Annotated in this window: 18 protein-coding genes; 6 read left to right on the top strand and 12 right to left on the bottom strand. The window is 72.6% G+C overall.

The window, feature by feature from the left end; genetic code table 11:
• Nucleotides 1–43 precede the first annotated feature (43 nt).
• Both B100_RS0127240 and B100_RS0127235 read left to right on the top strand, forming a co-directional pair.
• On the top strand, nt 44–238 hold the full coding sequence (locus tag B100_RS0127240; protein WP_024887569.1) for a DUF2795 domain-containing protein: 195 nt from the start codon (nt 44–46) through the stop codon (nt 236–238).
• Between the two features lie 74 nt (nt 239–312).
• On the top strand, nt 313–726 hold the full coding sequence (locus tag B100_RS0127235) for an SRPBCC family protein (protein WP_024887568.1): 414 nt from the start codon (nt 313–315) through the stop codon (nt 724–726).
• Here B100_RS0127235 and B100_RS0127230 read toward each other — a convergent pair.
• Both B100_RS0127230 and B100_RS0127225 read right to left on the bottom strand, forming a co-directional pair.
• On the bottom strand, nt 700–1,677 hold the full coding sequence (locus B100_RS0127230; RefSeq protein ID WP_024887567.1) for a pentapeptide repeat-containing protein: 978 nt from the start codon (nt 1,675–1,677) through the stop codon (nt 700–702). The genes B100_RS0127235 and B100_RS0127230 overlap by 27 nt on opposite strands.
• A gap of 357 nt (nt 1,678–2,034) precedes the next feature.
• The gene (locus B100_RS0127225) at nt 2,035–2,619 is read right to left on the bottom strand and encodes a CGNR zinc finger domain-containing protein (protein ID WP_024887566.1); all 585 of its coding nucleotides are present in this window, start codon (nt 2,617–2,619) and stop codon (nt 2,035–2,037) included.
• A gap of 111 nt (nt 2,620–2,730) precedes the next feature.
• Here B100_RS0127225 and B100_RS0127220 point away from each other — a divergent pair, with 111 nt between their 5' ends.
• On the top strand, nt 2,731–3,423 hold the full coding sequence (locus tag B100_RS0127220) for an SDR family oxidoreductase (RefSeq protein ID WP_024887565.1): 693 nt from the start codon (nt 2,731–2,733) through the stop codon (nt 3,421–3,423).
• Between the two features lie 101 nt (nt 3,424–3,524).
• Here B100_RS0127220 and B100_RS0127215 read toward each other — a convergent pair whose 3' ends face one another.
• The 7 genes from B100_RS0127215 to B100_RS0127185 form a co-directional block, all read right to left on the bottom strand.
• Nucleotides 3,525–4,307 (bottom strand): enoyl-CoA hydratase/isomerase family protein, encoded by a 783-nt coding sequence (locus tag B100_RS0127215; RefSeq protein ID WP_024887564.1) that lies wholly within the window; start codon nt 4,305–4,307, stop codon nt 3,525–3,527.
• Nucleotides 4,304–5,569: a cytochrome P450 gene (locus tag B100_RS0127210; RefSeq protein WP_024887563.1), complete on the bottom strand. Its 1,266-nt coding sequence runs from the start codon at nt 5,567–5,569 to the stop codon at nt 4,304–4,306. The genes B100_RS0127215 and B100_RS0127210 overlap by 4 nt, the downstream gene beginning before the upstream one ends.
• A gap of 103 nt (nt 5,570–5,672) precedes the next feature.
• Nucleotides 5,673–7,019 carry a hypothetical protein gene (locus tag B100_RS0127205; protein WP_024887562.1) on the bottom strand — a complete coding sequence of 449 codons (1,347 nt, stop codon included), beginning with the start codon at nt 7,017–7,019 and terminating at the stop codon, nt 5,673–5,675.
• Between the two features lie 59 nt (nt 7,020–7,078).
• Nucleotides 7,079–7,681 (bottom strand): GTP-binding protein, encoded by a 603-nt coding sequence (locus tag B100_RS0127200; protein ID WP_024887561.1) that lies wholly within the window; start codon nt 7,679–7,681, stop codon nt 7,079–7,081.
• Entirely contained in the window at nt 7,656–8,030 is a 375-nt protein-coding gene (locus B100_RS0127195) for a DUF742 domain-containing protein (RefSeq protein WP_024887560.1), read from the bottom strand. Before B100_RS0127195 ends, B100_RS0127200 begins: the two co-directional genes overlap by 26 nt.
• Nucleotides 8,030–8,428 carry a roadblock/LC7 domain-containing protein gene (locus B100_RS0127190; protein ID WP_024887559.1) on the bottom strand — a complete coding sequence of 133 codons (399 nt, stop codon included), beginning with the start codon at nt 8,426–8,428 and terminating at the stop codon, nt 8,030–8,032. The genes B100_RS0127195 and B100_RS0127190 overlap by 1 nt, the downstream gene beginning before the upstream one ends.
• The gene (locus tag B100_RS0127185) at nt 8,425–9,636 is read right to left on the bottom strand and encodes an ATP-binding protein (RefSeq protein WP_024887558.1); all 1,212 of its coding nucleotides are present in this window, start codon (nt 9,634–9,636) and stop codon (nt 8,425–8,427) included. Before B100_RS0127185 ends, B100_RS0127190 begins: the two co-directional genes overlap by 4 nt.
• A gap of 487 nt (nt 9,637–10,123) precedes the next feature.
• Here B100_RS0127185 and B100_RS0127180 point away from each other — a divergent pair, with 487 nt between their 5' ends.
• The 3 genes from B100_RS0127180 (at nt 10,124) to B100_RS0127165 (ending at nt 15,902) form a co-directional block, all read left to right on the top strand.
• The gene (locus B100_RS0127180; protein ID WP_024887557.1) at nt 10,124–13,894 is read left to right on the top strand and encodes a S8 family serine peptidase; all 3,771 of its coding nucleotides are present in this window, start codon (nt 10,124–10,126) and stop codon (nt 13,892–13,894) included.
• A 132-nt stretch (nt 13,895–14,026) separates the two neighbouring features.
• Nucleotides 14,027–15,031 carry a helix-turn-helix domain-containing protein gene (locus tag B100_RS0127175; RefSeq protein WP_024887556.1) on the top strand — a complete coding sequence of 335 codons (1,005 nt, stop codon included), beginning with the start codon at nt 14,027–14,029 and terminating at the stop codon, nt 15,029–15,031.
• 172 nt (nt 15,032–15,203) lie between these two features.
• Entirely contained in the window at nt 15,204–15,902 is a 699-nt protein-coding gene (locus B100_RS0127165; RefSeq protein ID WP_024887555.1) for a response regulator transcription factor, read from the top strand.
• A gap of 89 nt (nt 15,903–15,991) precedes the next feature.
• On the opposite strand, the gene B100_RS0127160 is transcribed toward B100_RS0127165, so the two are convergent.
• The 3 genes from B100_RS0127160 to B100_RS0127150 all read right to left on the bottom strand — a co-directional run.
• Nucleotides 15,992–17,203, bottom strand: a complete 1,212-nt coding sequence (locus B100_RS0127160; protein ID WP_024887554.1) for a serine hydrolase domain-containing protein — start codon at nt 17,201–17,203, stop codon at nt 15,992–15,994.
• 253 nt (nt 17,204–17,456) lie between these two features.
• Nucleotides 17,457–17,900 (bottom strand): NUDIX domain-containing protein, encoded by a 444-nt coding sequence (locus B100_RS0127155; RefSeq protein WP_106967109.1) that lies wholly within the window; start codon nt 17,898–17,900, stop codon nt 17,457–17,459.
• A 150-nt stretch (nt 17,901–18,050) separates the two neighbouring features.
• A partial coding sequence (locus tag B100_RS0127150; RefSeq protein ID WP_024887552.1) for a carboxymuconolactone decarboxylase family protein occupies nt 18,051–18,428 on the bottom strand: 378 nt, incomplete at its 5' end.

Raw genomic sequence — 18,428 nt, 5'->3', positions numbered from 1 at the left:
CCTCGCGCGGATCCGCCGCGCCGCTTCGTCAAGGGAGGCTGCCATGGCCGACCTCAGCCCGATCGACCTGCAGAAGGCACTGAAGGGCGCCGACTACCCCGCCGCCAAGGACGACCTCGTCTCGGTGGCGAAGAGCAACGGCGCCGACGACAACCTCGTCAAGAAGCTGTCGCAGACCGGGACCAAGCAGTTCGACGGACCCAACGAGGTGCAGAAGGCCGTCTTCGGCAACGAATGACCACGCGTGCCGGGGCCGCCCGCCGCCGCGGGCCGGCCCCGGACCGCCCGCGACCGACCGAGGACGGTGCACCGATGACCGAGTACGAGCGCTCCCACACCATGCCGGCCCCGCCCGAGCAGGTCTTCGACCAGGCGGCCAACATCGGCCAGATGGGTGACTGGCTGCCCGAGGAGCTGCATGTGCGCGCCGAGCGGCTGCCCGCCGTGACCGTGCACGAGGACCGCACCGACGAGGACACCTCGGCGCTGCTGCGCTCCGAGCGGGACCAGATGCGGATCGAATGGGGGACGCGGGCGCAGGGCGGCTACGCGGGCTGGCTCCAGGTCGCCGGCATCGACAGCGGGGCCAGCGAGGTGACCGTGCACCTCTCCTTCTTCGAGGACGGCCACGACCCGGGCGAACGGCAGGTGACCGACGCCCTCGACTCCAGCCTGCGGCGGCTGGAGCAGCAGGTCCGGCTACGCGTCGACAACGCCGCCGGCTGACTCCCAGTGGGCGGGGCGGGCCAGTGACGGCGGCAGCGTCGTCGCGGTGTCGCCCCGCGCCGCGTTCACCTGCGCCTGGGTGAGGAACAGGGCGCCCGTGAGGTCGGCGCCCGCGAGGTCCGCGCCGCGCAGGTCGGCACCGATCAGGTCGGCGTCGCGCAGGTCCGCGCCCGAGAGGTCGGCGCCGATCAGCAGCGCGCCCCGCAGACTCGCCCCTCTCAGATCGGCGCCGGACAGCCGCGCGCCCGTCAGATCGGCGCCGCGGTGCTCCCGCCTGCGGCCCGGCACCCGGGCCCGGGTCAGCTCGCTGGCCCGCAGCAGCAGGGGGTTGACCTCGCCGCGCAGCGCGTTCACGTCGAGCGCGACCACCGCCTCGGCCGTGCCCCGGGTCAGCCCGTCGATCCGCTCCAGCGCCCGGCGCAGCTCCGCGTGGACGGGGCGGGCCGCCGGGAGCGCCAGGGCCTCGGCGGTGTACGCGAGCAGTTCGTGCAGCTGCCGCATGACGGGGAACACCGCGAACATCGCGGACGCCGAGCCGGGTTCCCGCCGCCAGTCGGTGCCGCCGAAGGTGACCTGGGAGACCTTCTGCCCGGCGCCGAAGCAGTCGAAGACGGTGCAGCCCGGATAGCCCTCGTCGCGCAGCCGGGCGTGGATGCCGCAGCCGAAGTCGGACCGCAGATGACCGCAGGGCCGCCCGGCGGGCTTGTCCTCGGCGAAGTCGGAGGAGCGGGCGAACGGCAGGGCCACGCAGCACAGGGCGAAGCAGGCGGAGCAGTCGGCGCGCAGCGCCTCACGGTCCACGGCGGCGGGTTCCGGCTCCGGACCCGTCTCCGGTGCGCGTTCCGGTGCGGCGGCCGTGGTGGGCCGGCCCGGCCCGGGGACGCGGTGCGTGCGCCGCCGGGGCCGTCCGCCCCCGTGCGCGGACGAGCGGGCTCCGTGCTGTGGCGACACCGTGAACGCTCCTGAACCGTGACGGGCGCCCCATGGCGGGGCGCCCAGTGGACGCCGCCCATTCTCGCAGACGGCGTGGTCGGGCCTGCGGCTGGCGGGAACGTCGGACGCACCGTTCTGCTTGCCTCTTCGGCCCCCAGGGCTCAGTCGCACCGGGGACGGCGGCGTGCCCAGGCCGAGCACAGGCAGAAGGGGTGTCCGGCCGGGCCGGCGTGGACGCGGCCACCGGTGCGGGTTTCCGAAGTGACCTCGTCGGTGGGACGCGATCGGGTGGCGCCGGCGTCGACGGCCTGCGATATGGCGCGCGTCAGTCCTCCTGAGGTCAGGGGCCGCGCGCCGCCGATCAGGTCGCGCCCGTCACCCGGTCTCGGCGGTCCGCTGCTTGCGGCGGGCGCGTGAGGCGCGCAGGTTCGCGGCGTTCCCGCAGCGGCGCACGTCGTGCCAGACCCCGCTGTTGTTGCGTGAGCGGTCGTAGAACGCGGACCGGCAGGCGGGTTTGCGGCACAGCTTGAGCCGCTGCCAGGTGCCCTCCGTCTGTGCGAGCAGTACCTGGGACCATACGGCGGCCTCCAGCCACTCACCGGGGCCGCCGACGGGCACCAGGGTGACCCGGCCCTCCTCGTCGAGGCCGGGCCGCAGGGAGACGTCCGTGGGTGCCCGGACGGGCTCGGCCTCACCGGTGACCAGGCCGGCGAGCCGGTCCCGCAGCTCCCGCACCCGCCGCAGGTCATCCGCCCCCGGCTCTCCGGAGGGGCCGGGCCACCCCTGCGCCTCGGCCCAGGCGGCGGCGGTGCCGGACAGCCACCGGCCGCCGGTGGCGTCGTCGACGAGCACGTCGTCGCCGTACGGCGGGATCGCCAGGGTGTTGAGGAGCTCCTGCACCAGCGCAAGGCCGCCCGGGGCGGGGCTGATCCGGTAGCGCTCGGTCGACGTCCAAGACATAGGTCAATCGTACTTGACTCTGTCGCGTTCGGGGCGCACTCTGGCGACATAAGCAAAATGCTTTTGACTATGTCGCTCAGGTGCAGGCAACGCGAGGAGTGTGGATCCGTCATGACCGAGATCAAGGGAGCCCGTGTACTGGTCACCGGTGGCCAGCGAGGGCTGGGCAAAGCCTTCGCGGCGGCACTGCTGGAGGCCGGCGCGGCCACGGTGTACGTCACGGCACGCCGGCCCGTGCCGGAGACGGACCCGCGGCTGGTACCGCTGGCCCTGGAGGTCACCGACGAGGCGTCCGTGGCCCGACTGGTGGGGCAGGTCCCGGACGTCGACATCGTGGTGAACAACGCGGGCGCCACGATCCCGGGCGGCCTGCTGGGCAACGACACCGACCAGGTGGCGCACCTCTTCGACATCAACGTCCTGGGCCCGCTGCGCATCGCGCAGACCTTCGCCCCGGTGCTCGCCCGCAGGGGCGGGGGAGCCCTGGTCAACGTGCACTCCGTGCTGTCGTGGGCGGCGGGCACCGGGGCGTACGGCGTCAGCAAGGCCGCGCTGTGGTCGCTCACCAACTCGCTGCGCTCGGAACTCGCCGCACAGGGCACCCAGGTCGTCGGTGTCCACCTGGGCTACACCGACACCGACATGGTGCGGGCGCTCGACGTGCCGAAGAACGACCCGCGTGACGTGGCGGAGCAGGTGGTCCAGGCGCTGCTGAAGGGCGAGAGCGAGGTGCTCGCCGACGAGGTGACCCGCCACTTCAAGGCCGCGCTGTCGGGCCCGGTCGAGGGACTCGCGGTGGCCTGACCCGTCCGCCGGGCCCCACGCCTGGAAGCGCGGGACGGCGCCGCCCACCGGACTCGGTGGGCGGCGCCGTCCCTGTGCGTGGCGCGATGGCGGCTCCCGGGTCAGCGGGCGGCGCGCTGCTGGGTGAGGACCGCCGACAGCAGCTCGGGGTCGAACAGCGAGACGTCGGCCAGCCGGGTCGGCGCGGCGAGGGAGTTGAGCATCGCCTTGGTGACCCGTACCGCCGACGCCGGCCTCCGTACGACGGGCCTGGCCCACGCAGTGACGGCGGCGTCGAGCTCCTGCGCCGGCACCACCTTGTGCAGGACGGACAGCGCGAGGGCCTCCTGGGCGTCGAAGACCCGGGCGGTCAGGATCAGCTCCCGCACCCGGGCCACGCCCACCTCGCTGATCAGCCGGGGGAGCAGCCCGCCCCACGCGGGCGGCACCCCCAGCGCGAGCTCGGGCAGCCGGAAGGTGGCGGTGTCCACGCCCACCCGCAGATCACAGGCGAGCACGAGCCCCACGCCCGCGCCGACCGCCCGGCCCTGGACCCGGGCGACGGTGACGGCGGGGTTGGTGGTCAGGGCCTCGCACACCCGCAGCGCCTTCGCGCCGGAGACACGTATGCCGCCGCCGGTGGGGTCGTCGTCCAGGTGCCGGGGGAACTCCCGCCGGTCGCCGCCCAGGCAGAACTCCTCCCCGGCCGCCGCCAGCACCAGGACCCGCACGTCGGGATCCTGGTCGTCGAGGACGGTGAGGAGGTCGTCCAGCATGGCGTCGCCGACCGCGTTCCCCTCCTCGGGGACGTTCAACTCGACGGTGAGGACCGGTCCTTGTCTGTAGGTGCGCACGGTCTTGAGCACCCGGTCGGCGGGGAGTTCGGTCAGCGGCTGGGCGGTCATACAGTCACCTTCAGGGACGTGATGCGGCGGAAGACGAGGCGGGAGTTGTCGTAGGCGGGCGGCCCGGCCGGCCGCAGGGTGGGGAAACGTTCCAGGATCTGGGCGACCGCCTCGCGTGCCTCGAACCGGGCGAGGGGAGCGCCGAGGCAGTAGTGCGGGCCGCTGCCGAAGGTGATGTGGCCGCCGTCGCGCAGGATGTCGAAGACGTGCGGGTCCGGGTTGCGCCGGGGGTCGTGGGCCGCCGCGCCGTACAGGATGTGCACGGTGGTGTCCTTGGCGAGCGGGGTGCCCGCGAGGATCGTGTCGTCCGCGGCCACATGGGAGTTGAGCCACACCGGCGGGTCGTAGCGCAGCGTCTCCTCGATCAGGTCGTCGATGTGCTCCGGATGTGTCCGGAGCCACTCCGCGCGGACGGGCTCCTGGGTGGCGTACCGCACCGCGTTGGTCAGCAGCACCGCGCTGGTCTCCAGCGAGGCGATGGTGATGAACATGGTCAGGTGGTAGATGACCCGTGCCGCCGCCTCCGGGTCGTCAGGGAACCGAGCGTCCCAGTGGTGGATCCAGCCGGTGAGGACATCGTTGCCAGGGTGCGCCCGCCGGTCGCGGATCAGCTCCCCGAAGAAGGCCCTCATCTCCATCGTTGCCTGCCCCGCGAGCGCCAACTGCTCCTTGGTGGGGAACAGTTCCTGCGCGTACGCCTGCCGGTGGGCGAAGTCCAGGACGTACGCGTGGTGCTCCTCGGGGATGCCCAGCCACTCACCGACGGTGCGGACCGGGAGAAGCTCGGCGACCGTCTGGACGAAGTCGGCCTCCCCGTCCTCCCGCAGGCGCCGCTCCAGGTCGTCCAGCAGGCCGGAGACGAGCCGGGCGATCGTCGGACGCATGCCCTCCAGGGTGGTGCGGTCGAAGGGGTTGCCCAGCGCCCGGCGCTGACAGGTGTGGGACGGGGCGTTGATGCGGGACAGGGTGCCGGTCAGCTCCTGGGTGGCGAGCTCCTGCCAGCGGCGCGGGTCGGGCTGGCGCTCCTGCCAGGCGAAGTCCGGCACCAGCCAGTTCCTGGCGCGCAGGACCTGGCTGCAAGCCTCGAACGAGGTGACGAAGTAGGCGCCCCAGGGGGCGCGTACCACGTCCCCCAGAGAGCGAAGCCCTTCCCAGACGGGCAGGGGGTCGGCCTGCCCCTCCGGCGAACGAAGGTGACGGAGAAGGGAAATGACGGCTCGGCGGTCACTGATGGTGCCGCTTATGTCGCCAACGGCGGTCACGTGGTGCTCCTTTGGCTGGACGCTACCGTTACCGCCGGAACCTACCCCTCCACCTGCGTAGGTCATGTGTCGTTGAGTGTTGCACCTGTCACATGCCCCGTCGTCAGACGCGGAAGACGTCCAGGAAGCTGCTCCAGAACCCCTTCCTGCGTGTGGGGGCCTGCCGGGACGGCTCGGACGGCGTCGCGGGCCCGGGCCGCGCACCCGGGGCGGCGTCGGCCCGCTCGCGCAGCGCGGCGGCCGTGCGGGTGGCCGGGGTGGGGCTGAAGGTCACCGGAAGCGACACCAGGGCCCGGTGGAACGGCCCGGGCCGCCACTCCAGTTCCTTCTCCGCCACCGCCAGGGTGAGGTCGGGCAGCGCGTTGAGCAGCCGCTCCACGGCGGTGGTCGCGATGACCTGCGCCGGGTCCTTGGCCGGACAGGCGTGCGGCCCCGCACCCCACGCCAGGTGGGCGCCCTTGCTGTGCGCGCGACGGGCCTCCGCCAGCGCGGGGTCGGCGTTGGCGCCGGCGAAGGAGATGACCACCGGGGAGTCGGCCTCGGCCACATGACCGCCCAGGTCGACGTCCCGCACCGGGTAGTGGGTGGCGTAGTTGGCGATCGGCGTCTGGTTCCACAGCACGTGGTCCATCGCCTCCTCGATCAGCATGCCGCTCTGCCGGCCGCCCGCCCCGCCCAGCAGCAGCATCAGCGAGCTGCTGATGAGGCTGCGCTCCGGCTCGATGCCCGCCCCCATCAACAGCACGAGCTGGTCCTTGAGCTCCTCGTCGGTCAGCCCGGCGGGGTGCTGGATCAGCCACGAGGTGACGTCATCCCCCGGCTGACGGCGCTTCAACGCGATCAACTGCATGAGCGCCGTGGTGAGTTCCTCGTTCGCCCGCAGCGCGTCCTTGCCGTCGAAGATCGCCGACACGGCGGAGGTGACGGTGTCCCCGATGTCCGCGGGGCAGCCGAACAGCTTGTTGAACAGCAGCAGCGGCAGCAGCTTGGCATAGTCGCCTATCAGGTCGGCCCGGCCCAGCTCGCTGAACCGGTCGATCAGGTAGTCGGCGATCGGCTCGACGTCACGCCGGATCCGCGTGGTGTTGAGCCGGGCCAGACTGTCCACCACGGCCTTGCGCAGCCGCAGATGCACGGCGCCGTCGGTGAACAGACAGCTCGGCCGGTACGCCATCATCGGCAGCACCGGGCTGTCCAGGGGCACACGGCCCTCGTTCAGGGCCTTCCAGCGGCGGGCGTCACGGGCGAACAGCTCCGTGTTCTGCAGCACCCGCAGCGCCATCTCGTGCCCGACCACCAGGGTGGCGTCCACACCGGGGGCGAGCTCGACCGGACCGGCCGGTGCGTGCTCGCGCAGCCCGTCGTACACCTGGTGCGGGTCGGTGGCGAAGGCCGCGTCGTGCATGGGGCATCTGCCGGCACCCGACGCGGACGTGGAGTGAGGTTCCATGAAGTCTTCCTTAGTGATCCGAGGGACCGGTGCCCCCGGCCCGGGCGGACGCGAGGAGGTCAGGCCGTGCGGTCGAGCAGGTGCCGCACCAGGGAGATCAGCGCCTTGGCGGACGACCGCTGGTCGCGCGCGTCGCAGTAGACGACCGGTGTGTCCGGCAGCAGGTCCAGCGCCTCACGCACCTCCGCCTCCGCGTACGTGGTGGCGGGGTCGAAGCAGTTGACGGCGATGGCGTACTCCAGGCCGTACCCCTCGACCAGGTCGATGACCGGGAAGGTCTCCTCCAGCCGGGCCGGGTCGACCAGCAGCAGCGCCCCCAGCGCCCCGCGCGCCATGTCCTCCCACAGCTGCATGAAGCGCTGCTGGCCCGGCGTGCCGAAGAGGTACAGCACCAGGTCGTCGCTGAGGGTGAGACGGCCGAAGTCCAGGGCGACCGTGGTGGTGGTCTTGTCGGTGACCCCCCTGAGGTCGTCGACGTGGACGGACGCCTGGGTCATCTTCTCCTCGGTGCGCAGCGGAGTGATCTCCGACAGCGAGCCGATGAAGGTCGTCTTGCCCACGGCGAAATGCCCGACGACGAGGATCTTTGCGGCGTTGGTCACCGCGCTGGAGACGTAGATGGACTTCTGGGCCGTCTCAGCCGATGAGGGATTGGAGTCCATTCAGAACCTTCTCGAGGGTCGCTCTGTCAACGTTCTGGGCCCGGGGCGGCTCGGCCCGGCGGAGCAGGTGCCCCTGTTCTGCTAAATCCGTGAGCAGCAGCCGGGCCACCCCGACCGGCAGGCCGAGGTGGCCCGCCACCTCGGCGACCGACAGGTAGCCACCCGAGCACAGCTCCCAGATCGCCCTCACCTCGGGGCCGGCACCGAGCGGCATCGTCCGCTCGGGGGCCAGCGTGACCAGCGTGTGCAGCGCGAGTTCGTCCGAGGAGGGCAGGCTCCGGCCGCCGGTGATGACGTAGGAGCGGACGAAGTCACTGGTGACGGGTGATTCCTCGCCGGGTGCCGTCATCAGCCGACACCGTTGTCGGAGCGAGGCGCGATGCTCATCGCCTTGTTCAGCGCCGTCACCGTCTTCTGCATACGGAACGACATGGCCTCCATGTCGACGTCCACCGCCGCCGAGACCGCCAGGTAGGAGCCCTGTCCGGCCGCGATGAGGAAGATCCAGCCGCCGTCGTACTCCAGCAGCGTCTGCTTCCAGATCCCGTGCCCCGCACCGACGAAGCCCGCGACCGCGCGGCTGAGGGACTGCATCGAGCTCATCGCGGCGGCGTTGGTCTCGGCGTCGTCGCGTGAGATGTCGTCCGAACGCTGGAGCAGCAGGCCGTCACCCGAGACGAGGATCGCGTGCCGGGCGCCGCGCACCTCGAGGACGTCGTTCAGCACCCACGACAGGTCGGTGTTCACTGGTGGTCAGGTCCTTCCGTGGTGTTCGTGGTCCGTCCGAGCTGGGTGCCGCGTGCGAACGCCCCCAGGCGCGACGCGGTCACCTCGCCGGACGACTCGGTGGTCTCCTCGTCGAGGTCGGTGGCTTCCGGCGGGGCCGGTACCACCGCGATGGGGCCCTGACGGCGGCGCCGCTTGGGCAGCCCGCCGGACGTCGTGCCCACCACGCGCGACGGGCCCACGGGGACCGGCGTCAGGCGCTGGGGGGTGCTCTCCTGCTCCTGCTCGGCAGGCTCCTGCTCCGGCTCGGCCGGCGCGACGACATCGGCCGACAGCAGTTCGTCCGGCACCCGGATCACCGCGCGCACACCGCCGTACGGGGACACCGAGCCGACGGAGACGGCGAAGCCGTAGCGGTTGGCGAGCATGCCGCACACCGCGAAACCGAACCGGGGCGGGTCGCCGAGTCCGGTGATGTCGACCGGGCCGTCGGCGGACAGCAGCGTCGCCGCCCGGTCCTTGGTCTCCTGGTCCATGCCCAGACCGGCGTCGTCGACGATGAAGCACACACCCGTCGGCACGGCCTGGATGTTGACCTCCACCGGGGTGCCCGGGGCGCTGTAGGTCGTGGCGTTGTCCAGCAGTTCGGCCAGCACCACGGCCACCGGTTCGACGGCCTTGCCGGCCACGGCGACGCTCACCTGGGCGTGGATGCTCACCCGGTTGAAGTCCTTGATGCGGCCCTGGGCGCTGCGGGCCACGTCGTAGACGGTCGCCGCGCCGTCGCGCCGGCCCAGCCAGCCGCCGCACAGCACCGAGATGCCCTTGGCCCGGCGGCCGAACTGGCTGCCGGTGTGGTCGACGGACATCAGGTCGGCCAGCACCTCGCTGTCGTTGCCGTACTTCTTCAGCAGTCCGTCGAGGAGCAGTTGCTGTTCCTCGGCCAGCGACTGCAGGGTGCCCATGGCCGACTTGAGCACCGCCTTGGTCGACGACTCGGCGTCCGCCCGCACCTCGGCGAGCTCACCCCGGTGATGTGTGTCCAGCGCGGTGATGTGGGTCTGCAGTTGCTCGATCCGGCCCTGGGCCTGGCCCAGACCCGATTCCAGGTCCTTCCTCGTTCTTCGGAGAGCCAGATTGGTCCTCCGGGCCCGCAGCACCGCGAGGACCGCAGCGGCGAGCACCACCAGCAGGATCCACAGCAGTGGATCCTTGATCAATGACGTCATGAGACTCTCTTCAAGTCGCATCGCGTCGGCAGCATGAGAGGTCCGCGCACACGGGAATCCGGTCCGGGCCGTCGAGCGGCGCGGACCCATTGCGGGACAAGCCTCAACTCCTCAGCGATGGGGCCTTAGAGACTGTCCCCCGTACGCGTTCATGACGCGTCGCCAGCCTGCTGAAAGTCCGATGATCGTATCAGGGTCGGGGTGGCAACACGCCTGGTCCCGGTGCTACTTGACAACCCTTACGAGAAGTTCACACAGGGGCCTTGCGCCGCACCGTGGACGAACCTCCCGACCGCGCCCGCGAGTTCCCCGGCCGACGTGTCGCCGTTGCGCCATGTCCCACCTGTGCCACGGCAAAACGGTGACACGGCCTCCGTCCGCGGCGGACTCTGTGCAGCACCGACGGCACCGCGGGCCGCGTGAACAGCAGGAGAACGCGGCGTAGGACACGCCGCGTACGACGGAGGGCACAGGAGTGAAGAGACGGATGCGTATCGCGGCGGCCGTCGCGGCGGGGCTGACCCTGTCCGCCGGCGCCGTGACACCGGTCGCGGCCGACCCGGGAGGCGGCCCGGCCGCCACCGACCGGACGGCCGCCACCCGGGGAACGGCCGCCACGGCGGCGGACACCGGCGCCACCGTGCGCCTGATCACCGGTGACCGGGTCACCGTCCGCACGGACGTGAACGGCCGGCACACCGCCTCGGTGGTGCCGGGGGAGGGGCGACGGCACATCCTCTTCCGCACGATCGAGGAGGACGGACACCTCACCGTCCTGCCGTCCGACGCGGCCGGACTCGTCACGGCCGGGCGCCTGGACCGCGCCCTGTTCGACGTCACCGCGCTGATCGCCCAGCGCTACGACGAGGCGCACACCGACACCTTGCCGCTGATCGTCGGGGACGGCGCGGGCGTGCCGGACTCCTCGCTGCGGCGCCTCACGGGCCTGGCCGCCGAGGGGACACCGGTCCGCCGCCTGGAAACCATCGACGCCGACGCCGTACGGGTCCCGGCCGAGGACCTCGGCGCGTTCTGGAAGCGCCTCGCCCCCGCCGGCGACGGCTTCTCCCGCGCATCCGCCGTGCCCCGCGTCTGGCTGGACGGCCGGGTGCGCGCCGTCCTGGACCGCAGCACCGCGCAGATCGGCGCCCCCGAGGTGTGGAAGTCCGGGCACCGGGGCGAGGACGTCAAGGTCGCCGTCCTGGACACCGGCGTCGACGCCACCCATCCCGACCTGACCGGACGCGTCAGTGAGGCCCAGGACTTCTCCGGCAGCTCCGGCACCGGCGACGCCTTCGGGCACGGCACCCACGTCGCCTCCATCGTCGGCGGTTCCGGAGACGCCTCCGGAGGCACCCGCAAGGGCGTCGCGCCCGGCGCCGACCTGCTGATCGGCAAGGTCCTCGGCGACGACGGCTTCGGCACCCAGTCCCAGGTCATCGACGGCATGGAGTGGGCCGTCGCCCGGGGCGCCGACGTGGTCAACATGTCCCTCGGCTCGGACACGCCGAGCGACGGCACCGACCCGATGAGCCAGACCCTGAACGAACTCTCCGCCGCCTCCGGCGCGTTGTTCGTCGTCGCCGCGGGCAACGCCGGCCCGGCCCAGGGGACGATCGGAGCCCCCGCCGCCGCGGACGCCGCTCTCACGGTCGGCGCGGTGGACCGGGACGACTCCCTCGCGGACTTCTCCAGCCGCGGCCCCCGGACCGGTGACGACGTGGTCAAGCCCGACGTGACCGCGCCCGGCGTCGGCATCGTGGCCGCACGCGCGGCCGGCACCACCATGGGCCAGGTCGTCGACGCCTCCTACGTGGCCGCCTCCGGCACCTCGATGGCGGCCCCGCACGTCGCGGGCGCCGCCGCGCTGCTCGCCCAGCAGCACCCCGACTGGACCGCGGCCCGCATCAAGGACGCGCTCACCAGCACCGCCCGCACGATCGAGGGGCAGCTGGTCACCGAACAGGGCGGCGGCCGCATCGACGTCGCCGCGGCGGCCCGCACACCGGTCGTCGCCACCGCCACCCTGGCCCTCGGCACGTACGGCACCGACGACACCGGCACCCGCGCGCACACCGTGCGCTACACCAACGTCTCCGGCACGGACGTCACCCTCGACCTGCGCGCCGCCCTCGCCACCAGCGGCGGACGGGAGATCGCCGACGGCGTGCTGACCCCCGGCTCCCGTACCGTCACCGTCCCGGCCGGCGGCACCGTCGAGGTACCGCTCACCGTGGACCCGGCGCGCGCCGCCAAGGGCGACTACTACGGCCACCTCACGGCCACCGCCGCCGACGGCACGGTCACCGTGCACACCACGCTCAGCCTCGTCGTGCGCGGCCCCGTGCACCGGCTCAAGGTCGTCTCGTACGACAACGACGGCAACCGCGTCGACGCCCTGCCCATGATCTGGGGCGCCGAGGGCTTCGTCGGCTACACCGACCGGGACAACGCCGTCGCCGAGGTCGAGGAGGGCACCTACCAGCTGACCTCCGGCAGCGTCGAGCAGGTGGACGGCGAGGAGGTCCTGCGGCAGGTCGTCCTGCCGGACATCAAGGTCACCAAGGACACCACCGTCGTGGTCGACCCGCGCAAGACGGTCAAGGCCGAGATCCGCACCCCCAAGCCCGCCGAACAGCGCGGCGTGCTCAGCTACCAGACGTACCGCGAGATCGACGGGCACGCCTGGATCGACGGCACGATGTACTTCGACATCGCCACCGCGCTCTACGTCAGCCCCACCCCCGAAGTCACCGACGGCACCTTCGAGTTCGCCTCCCGCTGGCAGCTCGTCGCCCCGCTGCTCGAAGCCGGCGTGGTCGGCGGCGCCGGTCTCGACGCCTACTACATGCCCGAGTCGCCCCTGTTCGACCAGCGGGGCGAGCGGCTCCGGGCGGTGGACGCGGGCACCGTGGAGTCACCCGACTTCCGCAAGGCCCGCGGCCGGCTCGCCGTCGTCACCGACGAGCGGGGAGAGGCCGGGCCGCAGCTGGCGCAGCGTGCCGCCGCGGCCGGCGTCCGCGCCGTGCTGGTCGTGAACTTCTCCACCACCGGCTGGACGCGCTGGACACCGCACGGGGAGCGCTGGAAGGTGCCCGTCGTCCGCGTCGGCTCCGACGTCGGCGCCGACCTGCTGAAGCGCGTCGGGCGGCGCACCACCACCGTCGCCTTCGGCGGCACCGCGCGCAGCCCCTACCTGTACGACGTCATGCAGATCAGCGAGGGGCGCATTCCCGAGCGCGTGGTCCACACGGTGTCGGAGCGCAACAGTGCCGTGGTGCGCTCCGAGTACCCGGACAACGGCGGGGTGGAGTGGGCCGCCGAGCAGCGGTTCGCCCGCCGGCCGTACCAGGAGTTCACCTGGCTGCAGTACACCCGCCACGTGCCGACCGCGTTCACCCGCACCGAGTACGTCAGCTCCGGCACCACCGAGTGGGAGCACGTGGTGCACCACCAGACGGTCGGTGACGTCGACTCGCCGCTGGACGCCGGACTCAGGGACACGCCCCGCACCTACCGCGCCGGTGAGCAGGTGCGCGAGCGATGGCAGGGGGCCGTGGTCCGGCCCTCCGTCCCGCGCGAGGGCGTCCCGGCCACCGTCCGGGACGGGAACATCATGCGGCTGCGCGTCCCGGAGTTCACCGACTCCGCCTCCGGCCACTGGTCCCGGCTGACCCCCGGCGGCGGCACGGGCATCGGCGTCCGGGCGCCCGCGCCGGAGACCGCCTCGGCCGAGCTCACCCGCGACGGCAGGAAGCTGGCCGACCTCGCCGACGCCTGGAGGGACGTCGAGGTGCCCGCCGGCGACGCCGAGTACCGGCTGCGCCTGCGCACCACCCGTGACTCCGCGGAGTGGGCGTACGGCACCGCGACCGACACCACCTGGACGTTCCCGTCCGGCTCGACCTCCGCCGCGGCCTCGCTGCCGCTGCTCCAGGTCGACTACGACGTCCCGGTCGACGAGCGCAACACCGTCGGGCGCGGCAGGTCCCACACCGTGCTGCTGACGGTCCGTCACCAGGACGGTCTCGCCGCGCCGCGCGGGGTGCGCACGACGGTCGAGGTCTCCTACGACGACGGCCGGCGCTTCACCGAGGTGCCGGTGCGGGCCAGGAAGGACGGCACCTTCGCGGCCACCGTCACCCGGCCGGCCGGCGTCCGGGGTGACGCGTTCGTGACCCTGCGCGTCACCGCGCGGGACGCGGCCGGTGCCTCGGTCCGGCAGACCGTGACCCGCGCGTACGGGCACCGCGGCTGATTCACAGGGGGCCGTAAGAGGTCCCGGGTGCGGCGGGGGAGCGGACGTCACGGTCCGTTCCCCCGCCGCACCGCGATGTTGTACGGTATTCAACGTTCGAGCGATTGAATACCGCCGTCCGGGGAGGGCGCCGTGACGTTGGAGGCCGCCGGAGTCACCGGGCCCGAGGAGACCGTCTACCGCCTGCTCGTGACGCTGGGCAGGGCCACGGCCCAGGAGGTCGCCGACCGGTCCGGCCTCGACCCCGCCCACACCCGGCACGTGCTGGACGCGCTGGCCGCGAAGAACATGGCCAGCCAGAGCGACGGACTGCCCCGGCGCTACCGCGCCACCCCTCCCGACGTGGCCCTGCTGCCCCGCCTCAAGCGCCGGGCCGACGCCCTCGACGTCGCGAGGGCCGAGGCGACCGGCCTGCTGGAGTCCTACCGCGAGACCATGCGCCGGCAGGACCACGGCCAGCTCATCGAGGTCATCACCGGCGCCGAGGCGCTGCGCCAGCACCTGCGGCAGATCCAGGACGGCGCCCGCGACGAGATGCTGTGGTTCTGCAAGGCCCAGTACGTGGCCATGCCGTCGGGCAGCAACCGCTCCGAGTACGAGGCACTGGGCCGGGGCGTGCGCTACCGCGTGCTGTACGAGAAGGCGTTCTTCGACGACGAGGGCGCCGTGGATAACGTTGTCGAAGGCGTCCGGGCAGGCGAACTGGCCCGCGCCGTGCCCCATCTGCCGCTGCGGCTGGCCGTGGCGGACCGCGCCATCGCGATCTGCCCGCTGGTCCCGGGCGGCCCCTACGGCAGCCCCGAGGAACCCACGTCCGCGCTGGTCCGGGACAGCAATCTGCTCGCCGCCCTGATCGCGCTCTTCGAACGCTACTGGGAGGACGCCGTCCCCCTGGTCGTCGACGACAGCGGCGCCGTCGCGGGCACCGACGGCGCCGGCGGCCCCGACCCGCTCGGCGCCACCGACCGGCGGCTGCTCGCGTTGCTGGTCGCCGGGGTGGCGGACAAGGCCGTCGCCACCCAGATGGGGCTCAGCCGGCGTACCGTGCAGCGCCGCATCCAGCGCATGATGGAACTGGCCGGGGCCACCACCCGGATGCAGCTCGCCTGGCAGGCCGCCCGGCGGGGCTGGCTCTGACGCGGAGCGAGGAGGGCGGCGGTCAGGCGTCCGAGCGGGCGGCGGTCACGCCTCCGAACGGGTGGAGACGGGCACGGAAGCGGCGGATCAGGGCCGAACGGCCCTGGCCGTCCGGCCCGGGAGCGGCGAGGATCCTGACGGAACACGCCACGCGCAGAGCAAGGAGCACCTGATGGCGGACGGCGAGCAGCCCGGCCCCGAGGACCCGATCACGGTCTTCCTCCTGGACGACCACGAGGTGGTCCGGCGCGGGGTGCACGACCTGCTGAACGACGAACCCGACATCACGGTGGTCGGCGAGGCCGCCACCGTCGAGCAGGCCCTGGTCCGCGTCCCCGCCCTGCGCCCGCGGGTCGCCGTCCTCGACGTCCGGCTGCCCGACGGGGACGGCGTCACCGTGTGCCGCGAACTGCGCTCCCGGATGCCCGACCTGGCCTGTCTGATGCTCACCTCCTTCGACGACGAGGAGGCCCTGCTGGACTCGATCATGGCAGGCGCCTCCGGCTACGTCCTGAAGCAGATCCGCGGCTCCGACCTCGTGGAGGCGGTCCGCACGGTCGCGCGCGGCCAGTCGCTGCTCGACCCGAGCGCCACCACCAAGCTGATGGCCCGGCTGCGCGGCGGCCCGCGGCAGGAGCCGGAGGAGCCGGACGCCCTGCCGGGGCTCACCGACCGGGAGCGGGAGATCCTCGCGCTGATCGGCGAGGGGCTGACCAACCGCCAGATCGGCCGGCGCCTCTACCTCGCGGAGAAGACGGTGAAGAACCACATCTCCCGGCTGCTGGCCAAGCTCGGGGTGGAGCGGCGCATCCAGGCCGCCGTGATCGCCACCGAGGCCCGCGACCGCCTGCGCCACGGCAACGGCCACTGACCGCCCGGCGCGGGAACGGCCACCTGACGCCGTGGGCCCCGGCCGGACGGATGTCCGGCCGGGGCCCACGGCGACACGGCCCCGACGCGTCAGTCGCGGGCGACCCGCGGGGCGATGTCCTCGGTGAACCGGCCGGCGGACGCGGCGGCGCGCCGGACGGCCGCGGCCGGGTCGGTGCCGCAGAACGAGGCGTCCAGCGTGGCGCCCAGCGTGGTGTTCACCGTGCCGTTGTTGGACGTGTTGGCCAGCGAGGCCATGCTGCGGCGGCCGTCGCTCGTGGTGAAGGCGTACGTGTAGTAGCCCTGCACGGTGCCCGTGTGCCCGTAGACGGTGGTGCCGCAGGACAGCGTCCGGCCGCGCAGTCCCAGCCCGTAGGACTGCTTGCCGTCCGCGGTGACCGGCACCATGGTGGTCATCTCGTCCAACTGCTCGGCGGGCAGCAGCCTTCCGGACAGCAGCGCGGAGAAGAACCGGTTGAGGTCCTTGGCGTCGGAGATGACCGCGCCCGCGGACTGCGCCCAGGAGACGGTCTGCTCGGTGGAGTCGACCAGCGGCAGCGTGGTGTCGTCCTGACGGAGGTGACCACGGGCGTACGTACCGGAGATGGTCGTCCGCGGGTGGACGTACGAGGTGTTCCTCAGCCCCAGCGGCTTGAAGATGCGCTTCTGGTAGTGGGTGGCGATCGGCGTCCCCGTGACGTGCTCGACGAGCGCGCCGATGACGACGAAGTTCGTGTTGGAGTAGCTGTAGGCGGCGCCCGGCGTGTTGTTCAGCGGCCGCTCGGTCGACAGGTCGATGAGCTCCTGGTAGCTGAAGACCTTGGTGCGCACCGCCTCGAAGCCCGGCACGGTGTTGTAGAACATGTCGTTCGTGTAGTCGTACAGCCCGCTGCGGTGGCTGAGCAGATGACGCACCGTGATGCGGTCGTCGGGCAGCGGCTGCGGCAGGTAGCGGTTGGCGGGGGCGTCCAGGTCGACCCGCCCCTCGGCCGCCAGCTGGAGCAGCACCACCGTGGTGAAGGTCTTGCTGACACTGCCCACGCGGAACCGCCGCCCCGTGTCCATCGGCGTGTGGGCGGCGGTGTCGGCCTCACCGGTGGCGACGTGGTAGCTCCTACGGCCCTCGTCGATCCGGGTCAGGGCACCGGGAGCGCCCTGGGCCAGCGCCTTCTCGTGCACCGTGGCCACGGCGGCGAGGTCGGGTGCGGGCAGGGAAGTGGTGTCGGCGAGGGCGGGGGAGGCCGCCAGTGTGACGATCAGGGTGGAGCCGGCGAGCGCGACGCTCACGTCTTTGATCCGCATCCGCATCTTTCCTGAGGGTGGGGGACGGACAGGCGCCTGCGGCCGGAACATCGAATCAACTGCCCTTGGTCTGAGGGGAGTTGACTGCGTCACAGAAGGCCATGGCGGCAACGTCCGCATCGTAGTCCACCCGCGCCACGGTGATCCGGGGAACGACGCACCGCCGCGCCGGATGGCCGGTTCTCGTGGGTGAGCCCCGGACAGGGGAAAAGCGGCACCGATGTGTTCCCCCGCTTCGTGCCGGGACGGCCGTTCACGTGCGCTCGGGCGTGCCCCCGCCGATCCGGTAGTGACGCGCTCGCGCCGCCCCGCGGGGAGCCGGCGCCGGCCACACGCAGTCCAGCACCGAGGCCGACGGGCCGAACAGCGCGGACGGCACCTCGTCGCGCGGGAACCACTCCCAGCGCACGATCTTGTCCGGCTCGGTGACCACGGGTGTGCCCGCCGCTCCCTCGGTGACTGCCGCGGCCGTGACCCGGGTCAGCCCCTGGAGGCCGTCCACCACGACCGCCAGGACCCGCACGGCCGTCACCGGCACGGACAGCCCGGTCTCCTCCGCCAGTTCCCGCGCGGCGGCGGTCTCGAAGTCCTCACCCGGGTCCACCTTGCCGCCCGGCAGCTCCCACCGGCCGTCGTGACCGAGACCGAGCAGGACGCGCCCGGAGCGGTCGAGGACGGCGACGCCGACCCCCGTCATGCTGTGGGGCGCGGGGCGGGCGCGCTCGGGACGCTCGGCGGTGTGTTCACTCCTGTTCACCGGTCCCTTCTACACCCCTCGCGGGGGAGGGATGACACGACCCCCACGGTGTCCGCGGGGGTCAGGAGCCGGGGCCCAGGGGCCAGGGGGTCAGCCGAACTGGCCGGGCTGGTAGTCGCCTGCGGGCTGCTGGTTGATGACGTTGATGCGGTTGTAGGCGTTGATGATCGCGATCAGCGAGATCAGCGCGGCGAGCTGCTCCTCGTCGTAGTGCTTGGCGGCGTCGGCCCACACCTCGTCGCTCACTCCGCCGGCGGCGTCCGCGATGCGGGTGCCCTCCTCGGCGAGTGCGAGGGCGGCGCGCTCGGCGTCGGTGAAGACCGTGGCCTCGCGCCAGGCGGCGACCAGGTTGAGGCGCTGCTGGGTCTCGCCCGCGGCGGTGGCGTCCTTGGTGTGCATGTCGGTGCAGAAGCCGCAGCCGTTGATCTGGCTGGCGCGGATCTTCACCAATTCCTGGGTGGCGTGCGG

It is taken from the genome of Streptomyces sp. CNH189 (genome assembly GCF_000527195.1).
Note: the sequence above shows the minus strand (reverse complement) of the source record. Positions and strands in the feature narration are given on the sequence as shown.